This window comes from Clostridioides sp. ZZV14-6387 (assembly GCF_020657835.1).
GTDB lineage: Bacteria > Bacillota > Clostridia > Peptostreptococcales > Peptostreptococcaceae > Clostridioides > Clostridioides difficile_A.
The window spans coordinates 1-15,841 of the sequence record NZ_JAGWCW010000049.1 but is presented as its reverse complement, the minus strand read 5'-3'; the positions used below and the strand labels follow the sequence as shown (position 1 = coordinate 15,841).

At 29.1% G+C, this 15,841-nt stretch carries 15 protein-coding genes and 1 riboswitch; of the genes, 12 read left to right on the top strand and 3 right to left on the bottom strand.

The window, feature by feature from the left end:
• Positions 1 to 238: 238 nt before the first annotated feature.
• Complete coding sequence (locus KGF38_RS19455) at positions 239 to 847, top strand: DedA family protein (protein ID WP_074179956.1); 609 nt, start codon at positions 239 to 241, stop codon at positions 845 to 847.
• A 203-nt stretch (positions 848 to 1,050) separates the two neighbouring features.
• Here KGF38_RS19455 and KGF38_RS19450 read toward each other — a convergent pair whose 3' ends face one another.
• From KGF38_RS19450 to KGF38_RS19440, 3 genes are read right to left on the bottom strand one after another with little or no spacing between them, the layout of a single operon-like run.
• Positions 1,051 to 1,692: an ABC-2 transporter permease gene (locus KGF38_RS19450; protein WP_054275705.1), complete on the bottom strand. Its 642-nt coding sequence runs from the start codon at positions 1,690 to 1,692 to the stop codon at positions 1,051 to 1,053.
• Complete coding sequence (locus KGF38_RS19445) at positions 1,680 to 2,546, bottom strand: ABC transporter ATP-binding protein (protein WP_054275706.1); 867 nt, start codon at positions 2,544 to 2,546, stop codon at positions 1,680 to 1,682. Before KGF38_RS19445 ends, KGF38_RS19450 begins: the two co-directional genes overlap by 13 nt.
• Before the next feature lie 13 nt (positions 2,547 to 2,559).
• Positions 2,560 to 2,931, bottom strand: coding sequence for a GntR family transcriptional regulator (locus KGF38_RS19440; RefSeq protein WP_054268998.1), 372 nt, complete (start codon positions 2,929 to 2,931; stop codon positions 2,560 to 2,562).
• A gap of 194 nt (positions 2,932 to 3,125) precedes the next feature.
• Here KGF38_RS19440 and KGF38_RS19435 point away from each other — a divergent pair, with 194 nt between their 5' ends.
• From KGF38_RS19435 to KGF38_RS19385, 11 genes are all read left to right on the top strand, one after another.
• On the top strand, positions 3,126 to 4,055 hold the full coding sequence (locus KGF38_RS19435; protein ID WP_054268999.1) for an AAA family ATPase: 930 nt from the start codon (positions 3,126 to 3,128) through the stop codon (positions 4,053 to 4,055).
• A gap of 13 nt (positions 4,056 to 4,068) precedes the next feature.
• Complete coding sequence (locus KGF38_RS19430; RefSeq protein WP_074179957.1) at positions 4,069 to 5,844, top strand: nitric oxide reductase activation-like protein; 1,776 nt, start codon at positions 4,069 to 4,071, stop codon at positions 5,842 to 5,844.
• A gap of 132 nt (positions 5,845 to 5,976) precedes the next feature.
• Positions 5,977 to 6,170: riboswitch (cobalamin riboswitch) on the top strand.
• Positions 6,171 to 6,358: 188 nt separating this feature from the next.
• Positions 6,359 to 7,111: an energy-coupling factor ABC transporter permease gene (locus KGF38_RS19425; RefSeq protein WP_054269001.1), complete on the top strand. Its 753-nt coding sequence runs from the start codon at positions 6,359 to 6,361 to the stop codon at positions 7,109 to 7,111.
• Complete coding sequence (locus tag KGF38_RS19420) at positions 7,101 to 7,385, top strand: energy-coupling factor ABC transporter substrate-binding protein (protein ID WP_009888183.1); 285 nt, start codon at positions 7,101 to 7,103, stop codon at positions 7,383 to 7,385. The genes KGF38_RS19425 and KGF38_RS19420 overlap by 11 nt, the downstream gene beginning before the upstream one ends.
• Before the next feature lie 2 nt (positions 7,386 to 7,387).
• Positions 7,388 to 8,086: a cobalt ECF transporter T component CbiQ gene (gene cbiQ, locus KGF38_RS19415; protein ID WP_009888184.1), complete on the top strand. Its 699-nt coding sequence runs from the start codon at positions 7,388 to 7,390 to the stop codon at positions 8,084 to 8,086.
• Positions 8,079 to 8,897: an energy-coupling factor ABC transporter ATP-binding protein gene (locus KGF38_RS19410; RefSeq protein WP_054269003.1), complete on the top strand. Its 819-nt coding sequence runs from the start codon at positions 8,079 to 8,081 to the stop codon at positions 8,895 to 8,897. The genes cbiQ and KGF38_RS19410 overlap by 8 nt, the downstream gene beginning before the upstream one ends.
• Before the next feature lie 252 nt (positions 8,898 to 9,149).
• The gene (locus tag KGF38_RS19405; RefSeq protein WP_054269004.1) at positions 9,150 to 11,414 is read left to right on the top strand and encodes a DUF3553 domain-containing protein; all 2,265 of its coding nucleotides are present in this window, start codon (positions 9,150 to 9,152) and stop codon (positions 11,412 to 11,414) included.
• Between the two features lie 18 nt (positions 11,415 to 11,432).
• Positions 11,433 to 12,731, top strand: coding sequence for a M18 family aminopeptidase (locus KGF38_RS19400; protein ID WP_074179959.1), 1,299 nt, complete (start codon positions 11,433 to 11,435; stop codon positions 12,729 to 12,731).
• Positions 12,732 to 12,761: 30 nt separating this feature from the next.
• Positions 12,762 to 13,514, top strand: a complete 753-nt coding sequence (locus KGF38_RS19395) for a patatin-like phospholipase family protein (RefSeq protein ID WP_054269006.1) — start codon at positions 12,762 to 12,764, stop codon at positions 13,512 to 13,514.
• A gap of 64 nt (positions 13,515 to 13,578) precedes the next feature.
• Positions 13,579 to 14,103: a peptidylprolyl isomerase gene (locus tag KGF38_RS19390; RefSeq protein WP_054269007.1), complete on the top strand. Its 525-nt coding sequence runs from the start codon at positions 13,579 to 13,581 to the stop codon at positions 14,101 to 14,103.
• A 743-nt stretch (positions 14,104 to 14,846) separates the two neighbouring features.
• Positions 14,847 to 15,841 (top strand): DNRLRE domain-containing protein (locus KGF38_RS19385; protein WP_227832640.1); only part of this gene is annotated, 995 nt, incomplete at its 3' end.

The following is a 15,841-nucleotide window of genomic DNA, read 5'->3' as shown; positions in this document are numbered from 1 at the left end:
AGTTAAGCTCTCTAGCGCTGATGGTACTTGGTGGGAAACTGCCTGGGAGAGTAGGACGTAGCCACGTAATCTTTTTTATTTATATAAGTTTCTTATTTTTAAAGTACTATTTTCAAAGTATGTTATAAATACTTTGTATAAATACATATAATAGTTTAAAGAGATTGATTCTTTAAATATAGAGTGGCGAGCTCTTATAGATATGTACTTTTAAATAAGAAAGGAGATAGATAAGTAAGTGTCTGTAATCAATAGTTTTATTCTACAATATGGATTAATCTCTGTATTTGTATTAATTATGATTGAGTATGCTTGTTTTCCATTACCTAGCGAAGTTGTATTGCCATTATGTGGAGCAATTGCCGCAAGGAATCATTTTGGGTTTTTGACAATTTTGATTTTGAGTATAATTGCAGGTATACTTGGGTCAATATTTTGTTATACAGTAGGAAATTGGGGTGGGAAATCTATCATAAATAAAATAGTAGAGATTTGTCCAAAGGCAAAGAAAGGAATATTTGCATCTCAGGACTATTTTAATAAATATTCTTCTATTTCTGTTTGTGTATGTAGATTAATTCCATTATGTAGAACATACATATCTTTTATAGCAGGTATAGCAGGTCAGAATATTATAACTTTTGTAGTATCATCTATTGTAGGAATTACCATATGGAATACTTCACTAATTAGCATAGGGTATATTTTCTCAGAGAGTTGGGTAAAAATAATGTCCCATTATAATGATTATAAATTCCTAGTTCTAATTATACCAATAGTTTTAATTCTTATTGGATTTACTATTAAGTCATATATACATAAAAAACATCATAAGTTAAGATTATAAAAAATTAATAGATTTTTTCATCATTTTTTATACTTACTGTAAGATTTAAGTGTTTGAGATAATTTCTAATAATCAAAATCCCCGTTTTTAGTACAATGTAGAAACGGGGATATTTAATGTCAAATTGTAATGAATAAGTTAAATTTAATAATGAAATGACATATTGAGTAGTAGTTAAGAGCAATTAATTATCAGCTTTATTTTTATATACAGCTATTTTTTCTTGAATATCCAAGTACACTTATTACAAAAGAAACAATGAATAAGACTATAACTGTAGTGAAAGCCATCAACAAATAGGATTGAGTAGAAGTCATAATGGTAGAAAGTCCAGGTCCATCCTCAAAATATTTGATAAAATAGAAAATAGGAACGACGAAAAGTAATCCTATTGTTTGTGCTGAACGGAAACCAAACCAATATGTAAGAGGTAAGCAAATAGCAGTACAAGTAAGTGGCAAAATAATTGCTGCAATAATAGATAAGCCCAATATACTGATTTCAAAATTACCATAGAAAATACTGCTCATCAAACTAAATATAATGCTTCCAGATAAACTAAAAACCAATGTGCATATAACAGAAATATATTTGCTTGCCACTACAGAATATCCACTAACAGGCATAGCTAATTGATATTTTTTCCAGTTTACATTCTCATCACTTGCAAAACTTATAATGTTTTGCATACCTATTGAAATAGAAAACATAATTGAAGTCATTAATCCAGCATATATCCCCATATTCATAATGAGAAGGATAATAGCCAATATTGCAATTATAATAAGTTTCTTATCAATACTTTTAAAAAAAAGATAGAAGTCTTTGTAAATTAATCCTCGCATAATATTCCTCCTTTAATATAGAAAAGCATAATATCTTCCAATGTCGCATTATCAACAACTACATCCTTATATTTTCTTCTTGCAGTTTCTTTATCATCAACTAAGCATTCTATACTCATATTTGTCTGTTTGCAAATAAGATAATCATCTTGTGAGATAGTTTTAAATTTTTCTTTTCCACATCTAATAATTCCATAATTGTAGATTAAGTTATCTTTTTGTTCTTCAAAAACAATTTCTCCTTTATGAATTAGTATTACATAATCTGCAATTTTTTGTATATCTGATGTGATATGGGATGAAAAGAAAATAGAGTGTTCTTCATCTTGTATGAATTCCAAAAACAAATCCAATATTTCATCTCTACTAACAGGGTCAAGCCCAGTTGTTGCTTCATCTAAAATTAGAAGTTTTGGTCTATGAGCCATAGCACATATAATAGAAAGTTTCATTTTCATTCCTTTGGAAAATGAGCCAATAGTTTTTTTTAATGGAAGCTTGAATTTTTCTAGATAATGTTGATAAAGTGTATCATCCCATGACGTATATATGCCAGATAGTATTTTACTGATATGTTTTACAGTAAAAATATCATGGAAATTGCACTCATCAAAGACAATACCAATATCATTTTTAATTGAATACGTTGCATTGTCTACCCCAAATATCTCAATTTTTCCAGCATCTTTTTTCAATTCATTCAGTATCAAATTAATTGTGGTACTTTTACCAGCTCCATTCTCTCCAATAAAGCCGACAATTCTACCTTTTGGAATACAAAATGAAACATCTTTTAATGAAAAATCATCAAAATTTTTATATAAGTTTTGAACTAAAACATTATTCTTTTCCATAGTTTACATCCCCTTAATCTTCATAGAATAATTTGAGAATATTGGTCATCTGCTCATAAGATATACCATGTGTTCGACCAATTTCTGAAACTTTTTGCAATAATTCTTCTGCTATTCGTAACTGTTCTTCTTGGATGAACTCTTTATTTTGACTAGATACAAAACTACCTTTACCAGACACAGTTTCAATAAATCCATCACGAGTTAAATCCTCGTATGCCCGTTGAACAGTAATTACACTTATATGTAAATCTTTTGCTAGACTTCTCATAGATGGTAGCATCTCACCAGCAGATAATGTTCCATTCATTATAAGACTTTTAATCTGCAAACATATTTGTTCATATATAGGTTTATCACTACTATTACTAATGATTATTTCCATTTAATCCTCCTATACTGTACTTACTGTACTTGTTAGTTAAGTACAGTATAGGCCTATAAATCAGTCTTGTCAAGATAATAAATATAAAAGAGAGAATAATACAATAATTTATATGTTAGTCACCTTATATCTTTTTATGCTAAAATGGTGTTAAGAAATGAAACAAATACTATTTATATAAAAGGGGTAAGAATATGGATATAATAGATAATCTAAGGGTACAAGGGGTAGATGAGAAACTTATTGAAGATGTACTATATTTTAGACGTTATTATGCTCTAGAGAAAGATTTAGAATATAGGGTAACGAAGTCTAAAACTTATTTTTATGGAAGAGATATTTTGTCTATGTGTATAGCAGCTATTTTGGAAGAAGAAAATATATTATTATCAGGACCAAAAGCAACAGGAAAAAACTTACTTGCTGACAACTTGGGTGAGATATTTAATAGACCTCAATGGAATACATCATTTCACATAAATACAGATAGTTCAACACTTATAGGTACAGACACATTTATAGATAATGAAGTTAAGCTTAGAAGGGGTTCTGTTTATGAATGTGCCATCAATGGGGGATTTGGTGTATTTGATGAAATTAATATGGCAAAGAATGATGCTGTAGTTGTAGTACATTCAGCTTTAGATTATAGAAGACTGATTGATGTTCCTGGATATGAAAGAGTAAATCTGCATCCAGCAACGAGATTTATTGGAACTATGAATTATGAATATGCAGGAACAAAAGAACTTAATGAGGCACTAGTATCTAGATTTATGGTAATAGATATTCCTCCTATAGAAGAAGATAAGTTGATGATGATTTTAAAAAATGAATTTCCAGATGCTGATGAAGAAAAATTAATGCATTTTGCAGGAATATTTCTAGATTTACAGTTGAAGTCTCAAAATGGTGAAATATCTAGTAAAGCTATTGACTTGCGTGGTCTCATGGCATCACTTAAGACTATAAGAAGAGGGTTGAAACCAACTCTTGCAATTAACATGGGACTTACAGGAAAGACCTTCGATATATATGAGAAAGAAATGGTTGGAGATGTAATTAAAACTAGAATACCTAATAAATGGGAGAGTATAGATGTATTTCCAATAAGTCATATTTAATATAGGTGAGATTATGAAATGGATATATGATGATTATGAATTTGAAAACAGAGCAAATAATTTATCTTGGACAATAGCTGGAGATTACAATGAAAGTATAGATATATCAGAAAAAGATTATTCTTCAAAAGAAATAGGTTTATATTTTGCAATAATTGCAGGTGCTAGAAGAAAGTATGTAGATTGGCACATAGTAAAAAAATACCTTACAAATAGAATACGAAAAGGATATGACAAAGATATTATATTGGGTCTGATTCAAGTCATATTAAATACAATAGTTGAAGAAAAGGCTATTAAAGATAGACCAGGGATAGAAGATATAAGAAGAAATGCTTATAAAGATATTGTTTCACGTTTTACCAAAATACACAATGACAATATTATGGATAAAATTAAATATGCCTTTGTACTTTATAATATGGACAAGCATCCAGCATTAGATAGTCTAACTAGAAGAATAGTTAATGACATAAGGAATATAGATACAAATCAAGATATTATGGAGATTTTAAAAGCATTAGATGTTATATATTTAACTTATTTTGAATATATGTTAAATGGAGAAGAAAGTAGTTCTACAGATGATGAAAATAATGTAAAAGATGTTGATGTAAATTTTGATACATTTGCTGATTTTATGTATGAAGAACTTTATAGTGATGAAGAAGAAAATATTATTGAAAGTGATATAGACTCTATATCTTCATCTATGCTTATAGAGGGAGTAGGAGATTTTGAGGATTCTCAATCTAGCAATTCAGCAGACAGAGTAATATATGTTGATGAAGAGACTGCAAATAAGATATATTCAAAGATAGAACATTATTATGGGAAAACTTATTTGAGTAAAGGTGAAATTAAGAAGATTGAAACACAAAATTGTAGAAATGTTCATGAAGGGTGTAGAATACACTTTACAGATGGAGTTCTTAGAAGTGAGTGTAATAATGTATTCCAGTTAAAATATGTGACAAGGCAAAAAGAAAATAATTTAGGGAAATTTAGAGAACATGCTAGAATGTATAGACAACAAATAAAGAGATTAAAAGAAAGTCTAGCTAGAATTTTGATAGAAGAAAATGCTAAAACAAGAGTATACTCTGATTGTGGAACTATATTAGCAAATAGGGCTTGGAGAGTGGGTAGAAGTAATAATAATAAAATATTTTATAAAGATATAGAAAATGAAAAAGGAAAGTATGTTATTGATATATTATTAGATGCAAGTGGTTCTCAAAGTAGAAATCAAGGAAATGTGGCAATTCAGGCGTATATAATTGCAAATGCCTTAACAGAGGTTGGCATACCAAATAGAGTTATGGGATTTTCTAGTTTTTTGGATTATACAATATTAAAAAGATTTAAAGATTATGATGATAGTTTAAAAAATAGTGAAAATATATTTGAATACTTTTGTGCTGGTAATAATAGAGATGGTTTAGCTATAAAATCTATATGTAGTGGTCTAATAAATAGAGATGAAGAAAATAAAATTTTGATAGTTCTTAGTGATGGAAGACCCAATGATGTAAAGATAGGAAAAAATAGTGAGAGAACCTTAAGAGGAGAAAAAGCTTATAGAGGGATAGTTGGTTTAAGAGATACAGCTAATGAAGTAAGAAAAGCTAGGAAACAAAATATATTAGTATTAGGAGTATTCACAGGGAAAGAATCAGAGCTTGAGGCTGAAAGATTAATATATGGAAACGATTTTATATATTCAAGAGATATAACTAGATTTTCTGATGTGGTTTCGATGTATTTAAAGAAGATAATTAGAAATTAATCAAGATTATAAAAAATAATTTATATACATAAAAATATAAAAATGAATAAAATTTGTAAAAAATGTAGAAATTTTCACAGAAAAGGTATACAATGATTTATATAGCAAATGTTTTAAGAATAATTTAAAAATTAAATATATAATATTATAGGTTCTTCAAGCAAGATTAATAGGGAAAAAGGTTAAATTCCTTTACAGCCCCCGCTACTGTGATGCAGACGAAACTTTTGTTAGCCACTATGATGATATACTTTTATATTTCATGGGAAGGAAGAGGAGTAGGAAGAAGCTAAGTCAGGAGACCTGCCTAAAATATTAAAGTAATTTCTTCGGGGATGGAGAAAGTTTCTTATAATAATTATACAGATATGTTCATTTTATGTGTTTGTATTTGGATTGTCGAAAATTAGAAGCCTAGCCATCGAGTTAGGCTTTTTTATTTTTATTTTTAAAATAAATCAGACATATATTATTTATATTTTAATTATTAGAAAGGGAGAGAGGGGATAGTAAAATGAAACAAAATATCAAATTAGGGGTTATAGCTGCACTTATGTTAATCATTTTAACTCCAGTTACATCGAATGCAATGCACATAATGGAAGGATACTTACCAGTAAAATGGTCTATAGCATGGGGAGTTATATTTATACCATTTTTTTTAGTAGGACTAAAATCAATAGGAAAAATAGTAAAGCAAGACCCTAAAAAGAAAGTATTATTAGCTCTGTGTGGAGCATTTGTATTTGTATTGTCAGCACTAAAGATACCTTCAGTAACAGGAAGTTGTTCACATCCTACTGGAGTAGGTCTTGGAGCAATAATGTTTGGACCAAGTGTAATGTTTGTTCTTGGAACTATAGTTCTAATATTCCAAGCATTACTATTGGCACATGGAGGAATAACTACTTTAGGAGCTAATGCTTTTTCAATGGCTATTATAGGACCAATTATATCATTCTTAATATTTAAAGCATTAAAGAAAAAAGACGGAAATAATGCAATGCCAGTATTTCTTGCAGCAGCAATAGGAGATTTGGCTACATATACAGTAACTTCGATACAGTTAGCACTGGCTTTCCCAGACCCATCAGGTGGAGTGATGGCTTCAGCAATTAAGTTTTTAGGAATTTTCTTTATGACTCAAATACCAATAGCGATAGCAGAAGGTATACTTACTGTAATTGTATATAATTTAATTACAGAAAATGGAGAAAAAAGCATACTAGAAAATAATGATAAAGGAGTTAAAGCTAATGAGTGCTAAAACAAAGACGAAAACTAATATATTACTACTTTTATTAGTAGTAGCTCTTATCATATTCCCATTACTTGTTAATTCGGGAGCTGAATATGGAGGAGCAGATGGTCAAGCTGAGAGTGAAATTACTAAGATAAATCCAGATTATGAACCATGGTTTAGTAGCCCATATGAGCCACCAAGTGGAGAAATAGAAAGTTTATTATTCTCTGCACAAGCAGCGTTAGGTGCTGGTGTAATAGGGTACATATTAGGTGTTCAAAAAGGAAAGAGAAGTTAATTATGCTTATAATTGATAAATATGCATATACAAATAGATTAAGTAAAGTAAATCCAAATAAAAAAGTAGCCATAGGAGTAATCTTTCTGATTGCTTCTATGGTAATAAAAAATATATTTGTTTTAAGTGGAATTATGATTTTAATGAGTATTCTAGTTGTTTGTGTAGCTGGAATAGATTTAAAGAATTATTTAAAATTACTCAGAATACCAATGTACTTTTTATTTCTTAGTATAGGAATAACTCTTGTAAATATATCTTTTAATAAGGCAGACTTATTATATAGTTTTGAAATTTTTAGTTTCAATGTAGGAATATCAAAAGCATCTATTGACATGTCTATTCATGTGTTATTTAGAGCTATGTCTTGTTTGACTTGTGTATACTTTTGTATACTTACAACACCTTTTAATCAATTAATATTCTTCTTTAAAAAAATGCATTTACCTGATACTTTTGTTGAGCTATCAATGTTAATATATAGGTTTATATTCATATTTTTAGAAGAATTTTCAGAAATATATAAGTCACAAGAACTAAGATTTGGGTACATAAATTTAAAAACTTCATATAAATCCTTAGGAATTCTTGGAAGTATGCTGTACAAAAGACTTATGACAAGGTATGATGATATGTGTATATCATTAGACATAAAATTGTATGATGGTAAATTTCACATAGTAGGGGATAATGATGTTTAAAATAAATAATTTAACTTATCAATATGAAAAGAATGCCAATGCATTATTAAACATTAATATGGATTTCTCAAAGGGAAATGTTATAGGTATAATAGGTTCAAATGGTTCAGGAAAATCAACATTATTTATGAATTTAATGGGTATATTAAAACCTACATCTGGAGAAATTCTTTTTAAAGAAGAAAAATTAAAATATGATAAAAAAAGTTTGTATAATCTTAGAAAAAATGTGGGTATTGTCTTTCAAGACCCAGAAAAACAAATTTTCTATTCAAAAGTATACGATGATATAGCATTTGCAATGAGAAATATTGGTATAGATGAAAAAATAATTAAAGAGAGAATAAATAAAGCTCTAGTAGCTGTTAATGGAATAGATTTTATAGATAGACCAGTACATTTTTTAAGTTATGGTCAGAAAAAAAGGGTAGCGATAGCATCAGTTATAGCAATGGAAAATGAAATTATATTGCTTGATGAGCCTACAGCTGGTTTAGACCCAGTAAGTACTAGGTCTATTGTAGATATAATAAAGGGATTGAATAAAGATAATATAAAAATAGTAATATCCAGTCATGATATGAATTTAATGTATGAAATATGCGATTATATATATGTATTGGATAAGGGGATTTTAATTGATGAAGGAAAGGCAGAAAATGTATTTGTAAATGAAAATAACATTATACAAGCTGGCTTAGAATCCCCATGGCTAGTAAAGGTACACAAAAATATGAACCTACCTTTATTTAAGAAAGAAGAAGATTTGTATAAGTACTGGAAAGAAAGAGAACTTAATACAAACAAATAATTAAGCCCTAAACCTATTTTAAAAAAATAGATTTATATATAATAACCCTTAACCTAGACCCCTTAAAGGTGCCTTATGATTCCCCAAATCATAAGGTTATTTTTTTATTAAATAATAAAATAAATTATATGTAAAGTGTTATTTAATTGTAATATATTGGAAATAATCTATTAGTATAATACATAATTATAATTTGAAGTAATTCATATTTTAGATTAAAATATATTTATGGCTGTTAACAGGAGGAGAAATATGAATTTAGATACATTAAATCCTGCTCAAAGAGAAGCAGTAGAAAAGACTGAAGGTCCAGTACTTATACTGGCTGGAGCTGGTTCAGGTAAAACTAAGGTATTAACAACGAGAATGGCATACCTTATAGAAGATAAAGGTGTACAACCACCAAATATATTAGCGATAACATTTACAAACAAAGCTGCAAATGAAATGAGAGAAAGAGTTGAACAAAATATAGGTTCTGAGACTAAGGAAATGTGGATAAGTACATTCCATTCTTGCTGTGTTCGTATACTTAGAAAAGATATAAATAAGATTGGTTACAACAGGAGTTTTGTAATTTATGATGCAGCAGACCAAGTTACATTGGTTAAAGACTGTCTTAAAGAACTAAACTTAAGTGATAAGGTGTTTGAACCAAAAGCAGTTATAAGTGCTATTTCAGGAGCAAAAGATAAGCTTTATACTCCAAAACAGTTTAAAGACATTAACATGGCAGATAATAGAATGAGTAAAATTGCAGATATTTATGCATTATATCAAGACCGTTTAAAAAGAAATAGTGCACTTGATTTTGATGATTTAATACTTAAAACTGTAGAGCTTTTTAAGGCTAATGAAGAAGTTTTAGCATATTATAGAAGTAGATTTAGATACATAATGGTAGATGAGTATCAAGATACAAGTAAAGCTCAGTATGAATTGATAAAATTATTAGCCAGAGAACATCAAAATATTTGTGTTGTTGGAGATGATGACCAAAGTATTTATGGATGGAGAGGCGCAGATATAAGAAATATACTTGAATTTGAGAAAGATTATGATAATGTACATGTTGTAAAATTGGAGCAAAATTATAGGTCTACACAAGTGATATTAGATGCAGCTAATAAAGTTATATCTAATAATATAGAAAGAAAAAGGAAAAAGCTTTGGAGTGAAAAAAAAGAAGGAGAGCTTATAAAGATACAATTAACTGGTAGTGAAATAGAAGAAGCTGATTTCATTGCTGATTCAATTGCACAAATAGCTAGAAAAGAGAAGAGACCATATAAAGACTTTGCAGTACTTTATAGAGCAAATGCACAAGCTAGACCTGTAGAGGATGCTTTAAATAGAAGTCAAATACCATATAATATATATGGTGGTACAAAATTTTACGAGAGAAAAGAAATAAAGGATTTGTTAGCGTATTTAAGAGTTATTCAAAATCCACAAGATGATATATCTATAAAAAGAATTATAAACGTACCTAGAAGGGGTATAGGACTTAGAACAATAGAAAAAATTGAAGATAGAGCTAATTTAAAGCAGGAAAGTATATATTCAGTATTAATTGATATAGAGACAAATTCAGATATATCTACTAAAGCAAGAGCAAGTATAAGTGGATTTGTTGATATTATAGGTACACTTAGAACTATAAAAGAAGTTTATCCTGTTAGTAAACTTATAGAAAAGGTCTTAGATACTACAGGATATATGGATGAACTTGTAGAGATAAGGAATAAGAATGAAAAAGATTTGACTGGTAAAGGAGAGGAAGCTCAAGATAGAATTGACAACTTAAGAGAATTCATATCTATAGCTTTGGAGTTTGAAAGTAGTAGTGATGAGAATTATGAAAACAAAGACTTAGAAACATTCTTAACTAGTATAGCACTTACATCTGAATCAAATGATGAAGAAGACAATGATAGGGTTTCTCTTATGACAATTCATACATCTAAAGGGCTAGAATTCCCTGTAGTATTCCTAATAGGTATGGAAGAAGGATTATTCCCTATATCAAGAGCTATAAAGTCTCTAAGTGATTCACAGATAGAAGAAGAGAGAAGACTTTGTTATGTTGGTATAACTAGAGCCAAGGAAGAGTTATATATGTCATTGACAGAGAAGAGGACATTATATGGTAAAACAAATGTTGCAATAGCTTCGAGATTTATGGAGGAGTTACCAGAAGAATGTATAGAAAGATTGTACAAAGTAAAGAAAGAACTGAGTTATTCTAAAGCAAGCTATAATATGTTAGATAAATATACTAAAAAGTACATGAATACTATAAGTAAATCTAAAGTTGCTGACAAAGTTAATGCTACAATAAAAGATTCCAATAAAGAGACTAACCCAGATGATATAAAACTTGGTTCTAAAGTGCATCATCCTAAATTTGGGGTTGGGACAGTAGTATCTATAATTGGCACAGATGTTACTATAGCTTTTGACAAGCAAGGAATTAAAAAAATAAACAAAGAATATACAACACTAAATATTTTATAATGGAGGTTAATATAGGGAATGGATAGTATAAATTTTGCTAAGAACTTAATAGACTTCATATATGATAGTCCATCATCTTTTCATGCAGTTGATAGTGCTAAAGAAATTCTAGATAAAAATGGATTTGAAGAGTTAGCTTTAAATCATAAGTGGAACCTAAAAGTGGGTGGAAAATACTATGTTACTAAAAATTTATCTGCTATAGTAGCTTTTGTAGTTAATTCAGAAGACATAGAGAAAGATGGTTTTAGAATAATAGGTTCTCATTCAGATTCTCCTACATTTAGCATTAAACCAAATGCAGAAATAGAAGCTGAAAAATCTTATTTGAAGTTGAATACAGAGTGCTATGGAGGAGCAATATTGAGCACATGGTTAGATAGACCTCTTGGCATAGCTGGCAGGGTAGTTTTAAAGAGTGATAATGTATTAAAGCCAAGCGAAAGACTTATAAACTTTCAAAAGCCAATTTGTATAATACCAAACCTAGCTATACACTTAAATAGAAGTATAAATGATGGTCATTCATATAATAAGCAAAAGGATATGTTACCTTTAGTTGGTTTGTTGAATGATACATTAGAAAAAGATAACTTCCTTTTAAAACAAATAGCATCTAATTTGGATGTAAATATGGAAGATGTCATAGATTTTGATTTGTTTTTATATGAATTTGAAAAAGGAAGTTTAATAGGGGCTAATGATGAATTTATATCTATAGGAAGACAAGACAATCTTGCTATGGTACATGCTAGTTTGAATGCTCTTATCGATACTAAAGGTCAAAATGGCGTAAATGTAATGGCCGTATTTGATAATGAAGAAGTTGGTAGCTCTACTAAACAAGGTGCAGATTCAAACATGCTATTAAATATATTGGAAAGAATTTGTTTATCAATAGGTAAAGATAGGGAAGAGTTCTTTGAGTCTATTTATTCATCTTTTATGATATCATCAGATTTGGCTCATGCTATCCATCCAAATACTCCAGAAAAACATGACCCAACTAATAAACCAGTTATGGGAAAAGGACCTGTTATAAAGATAAATGCTAGTCAGGCATATACAAGTGATGGGTATTCTATAGCTGTTTATAAGAATATATGTAGAGAAGCTAATGTTGAGTATCAAGAATTTGTTAATAGGTCAGATGAAAGAGGTGGAAGTACTATAGGTCCAATATCTTCAACTCATATAGATATACCATCTGTGGATGTGGGAAGTCCAATTTTGGCAATGCACTCTATAAGAGAATTAGGAAATGTTGAAGACCATTATAGTATATATAAAACGTTTAGCAAGTTTTTTGAAATATAAATATAAGATAAACAATTTGGAGATGAGACTATGAAATTAGGATTATGCTTAGAAGGTGGAGGCGCAAAAGGGGCTTACCAAGCAGGAGTAGTAAAGGCATTATATGATGGAGGAATAAATAAATTTTATTCAATTTCAGGGACATCAATAGGAGCAATAAATGGATATTATTTGTACACAGGTAATGTTGATAACTTAGAAAAAATGTGGACAAATATAAAAGATATCCAGAATGGAAATGTAAAAATAGTAAATAATACTGTGGATAATTCTCCTGCTATAGACAATTTGAGGGAACTAGATGATAGTAAAATTGAAGAAATGAAGTTTTATGTTAACTATGTAGAAGTCAATAATAAGGTAGTATCAGAAAAGATTGTTGATGTATCAAAAATGACTCGTGATGAAGCAATTATCAGTATTTCATACAGTGGATTGTTACCATCAAATCCAAAGGCCACTCTTGGTTTTAAAGAACAATTTGCAAAAGATGTTCAAGAAGGACTATATGATGGTTTTAAATTAGATGGAGGTCTAATTAGGAGTGCATTGATTGAACCTTTAATTGTGGATAATGTGGATAAGATTATTTTAATATCAACGAAATATAATTATGAATTGCCAGAAGATATTAAAAAAACATACGATGAAGACAGAATAATAGTAGTTAGACCAAATACTCAGTTCGCACCTAAAGACACTCTTAATTTTGATGATGAGTTTTGTAAAGCTATTTATCAAGAAGGATATGAAATAGGAAAAAATATACTTGATAGACTTTAATTTAGAGTATAATATAATAAATGTAATTGTATAATTTAACTAAGGAAAAGGAAGGTAATGAATTATGGAAAATAAAAATCCTATAGTAACTATAGAAATGGAAAATGGAAAAGAAATTAAAATTGAGTTGTACCCAAATATAGCACCAAATACAGTTAAAAACTTTGTATCATTAGTAAATGAGGGATATTATAATGGAATAATATTTCATAGAGTAATACCAGGATTTATGATACAAGGTGGATGCCCAAATGGTACAGGAATGGGTGGTCCAGGTCACTCTATAAAAGGTGAATTTAGTGGGAATGGATTTACTAATAATTTAAAACATGAAAGAGGAGTCATATCAATGGCTAGAACTATGGCACCTAATTCAGCTGGTTCTCAATTTTTCATAATGCATAAAAATTCACCACATTTAGATGGTCAATATGCAGGATTTGGTAGAGTAATAGAAGGTATAGAGGTTGTTGATGAAATAGCATCAATTAGAACAGATGCAGCTGATAAGCCACAAACTCCACAAGTTATGAAATCTGTTACTGTGGAGACTTTTGGAATAGATTACTCTGATGTAGAAAAAAATTAAAACATATATAAAAATTAGTTATAAGTAAAAGTCAAAATATATGTTGTTTATTGAAGATAAAATGGGATGTAGTTACGTCTTTAGACGAATACATCTCATTTTTTATTTATTCTATATAATAAGAAATTGTGTATTAAAATAATAAATTACAAAATATACCAACTAGAAATAACATTGGATTTTTATGATACTTATTCCATAAAATTAGTATCATAAAATTTTAATTAAAAAATAAAGTACAGTTAAAAAAATTTTACTAAAAATATTTTTATCCAAGTTTGTATATAATAATATATTAAATAAATATGGAAGACATATGGAAAACAATTATTCCAGTGTCTTTTTAAGCTATTTTATCTATTTTATTTAAGAAAAATAAGTTTTTCTATGTTTTTTATTTATAAAAAAATATCATCATGGAAATATCTTCTATTTACAATTTTATAACTTTGGTTTACAATAATAGAGACAATAAATCCTAAAAAACATAAGAAGAAAAAAGTGCTTAATATTTGAGAGAGACTGGTTTAGTTTACACCAGCTAGGCCAGTCAAGGAATAATTTAAAGTGTAATATATAACAATGAAAAAGAACCTGTAATTAGAATCTTCTAATTACAGGTTCTTTTTTGCAGAAATTGGTATTATTATATAAATATTTAAGAAAGTAAATTTTTAACTTTGTTGTAACTAAGTACGTTTTTTAACATAGTATAATATAGACCCAAAATGGAGGGATTATAAATGAGAAATATTATACTTTATTTAAATGATGATACCTTTATATCAAGAAAATATCCAGATAAAAACTTTAGTTTTTTAGAATATTGTTTAATAGGAACTAAATATTCAAGTACTTTTGTAGAAGAAAAACTTCTTACTTTTTTCAAAGTAAGAATACCAGAAATATTAAAAGATAAAAATATACTAAAAGCAGAGTTATTTATTCATATTAATTCAGATAATAATTATATTTTTAATGAAAAAATAGATATTGAAGTAAAAAGAATAACCGAATATTATAATTCAAGGACTATATCATGGAATGATAAATTGCCTATAGAAAATATTGAAGGATATTTACCAATTGGTATAAGTGATACATCTAACTATATATGTTTAAATATTACAAGTATTGTAAAAGCATGGGCGGTGGGCAAGTATCCTAATTATGGATTAGCTTTATCTTTAAATTATCCTTGTAAGATTATAGAGTTTACATCTAGTAGAGGTCGTAACAAACCATATATACTTATAACATTTGAAGAAAGAAAAAAAGAGTGCTGTCCTCCTAAATTCGGATGTCCTCCAATTAGAGTTACAGGTCCAACCGGACCAAGAGGCCCAATGGGAAGCACAGGAGCAACAGGACCAACAGGAAATACCGGAGAAATAGGGCCAACAGGAGCGACTGGTCCAACTGGAAACGCAGGAATAACAGGGTCAACTGGAGCGACTGGTTCAACAGGAAACACAGGAGTAACTGGAGAAATAGGACCAACCGGAGCAACAGGTCCAATAGGAAACACAGGAACAACAGGAGCAACAGGTCCAACCGGAAATACTGGAGAAATAGGAGCAACCGGAGCAACAGGTCCAACAGGGAACACAGGAGCAACTGGAGCAACAGGTCCAACCGGAAATACTGGAGAAATAGGACCAACCGGAGCAACAGGTCCAACAGGGAACACAGGAGCAACTGGAGAAATAGGAGCAACCGGAGCAACAGGTCCAACAGG

Bases quoted from the DNA above. Each gene is read 5' to 3' on its own strand.
- KGF38_RS19450 (WP_054275705.1), bottom strand. From the start codon at position 1,692: ATGCGAGGATTAATTTACAAAGACTTCTATCTTTTTTTTAAAAGTATT.
- KGF38_RS19445 (WP_054275706.1), bottom strand. From the start codon at position 2,546: ATGGAAAAGAATAATGTTTTAGTTCAAAACTTATATAAAAATTTTGAT.
- KGF38_RS19440 (WP_054268998.1), bottom strand. From the start codon at position 2,931: ATGGAAATAATCATTAGTAATAGTAGTGATAAACCTATATATGAACAA.
- KGF38_RS19435 (WP_054268999.1), top strand. From the start codon at position 3,126: ATGGATATAATAGATAATCTAAGGGTACAAGGGGTAGATGAGAAACTT.
- KGF38_RS19430 (WP_074179957.1), top strand. From the start codon at position 4,069: ATGAAATGGATATATGATGATTATGAATTTGAAAACAGAGCAAATAAT.
- KGF38_RS19425 (WP_054269001.1), top strand. From the start codon at position 6,359: ATGAAACAAAATATCAAATTAGGGGTTATAGCTGCACTTATGTTAATC.
- KGF38_RS19420 (WP_009888183.1), top strand. From the start codon at position 7,101: ATGAGTGCTAAAACAAAGACGAAAACTAATATATTACTACTTTTATTA.
- cbiQ (WP_009888184.1), top strand. From the start codon at position 7,388: ATGCTTATAATTGATAAATATGCATATACAAATAGATTAAGTAAAGTA.
- KGF38_RS19410 (WP_054269003.1), top strand. From the start codon at position 8,079: ATGTTTAAAATAAATAATTTAACTTATCAATATGAAAAGAATGCCAAT.
- KGF38_RS19405 (WP_054269004.1), top strand. From the start codon at position 9,150: ATGAATTTAGATACATTAAATCCTGCTCAAAGAGAAGCAGTAGAAAAG.
- KGF38_RS19400 (WP_074179959.1), top strand. From the start codon at position 11,433: ATGGATAGTATAAATTTTGCTAAGAACTTAATAGACTTCATATATGAT.
- KGF38_RS19395 (WP_054269006.1), top strand. From the start codon at position 12,762: ATGAAATTAGGATTATGCTTAGAAGGTGGAGGCGCAAAAGGGGCTTAC.
- KGF38_RS19390 (WP_054269007.1), top strand. From the start codon at position 13,579: ATGGAAAATAAAAATCCTATAGTAACTATAGAAATGGAAAATGGAAAA.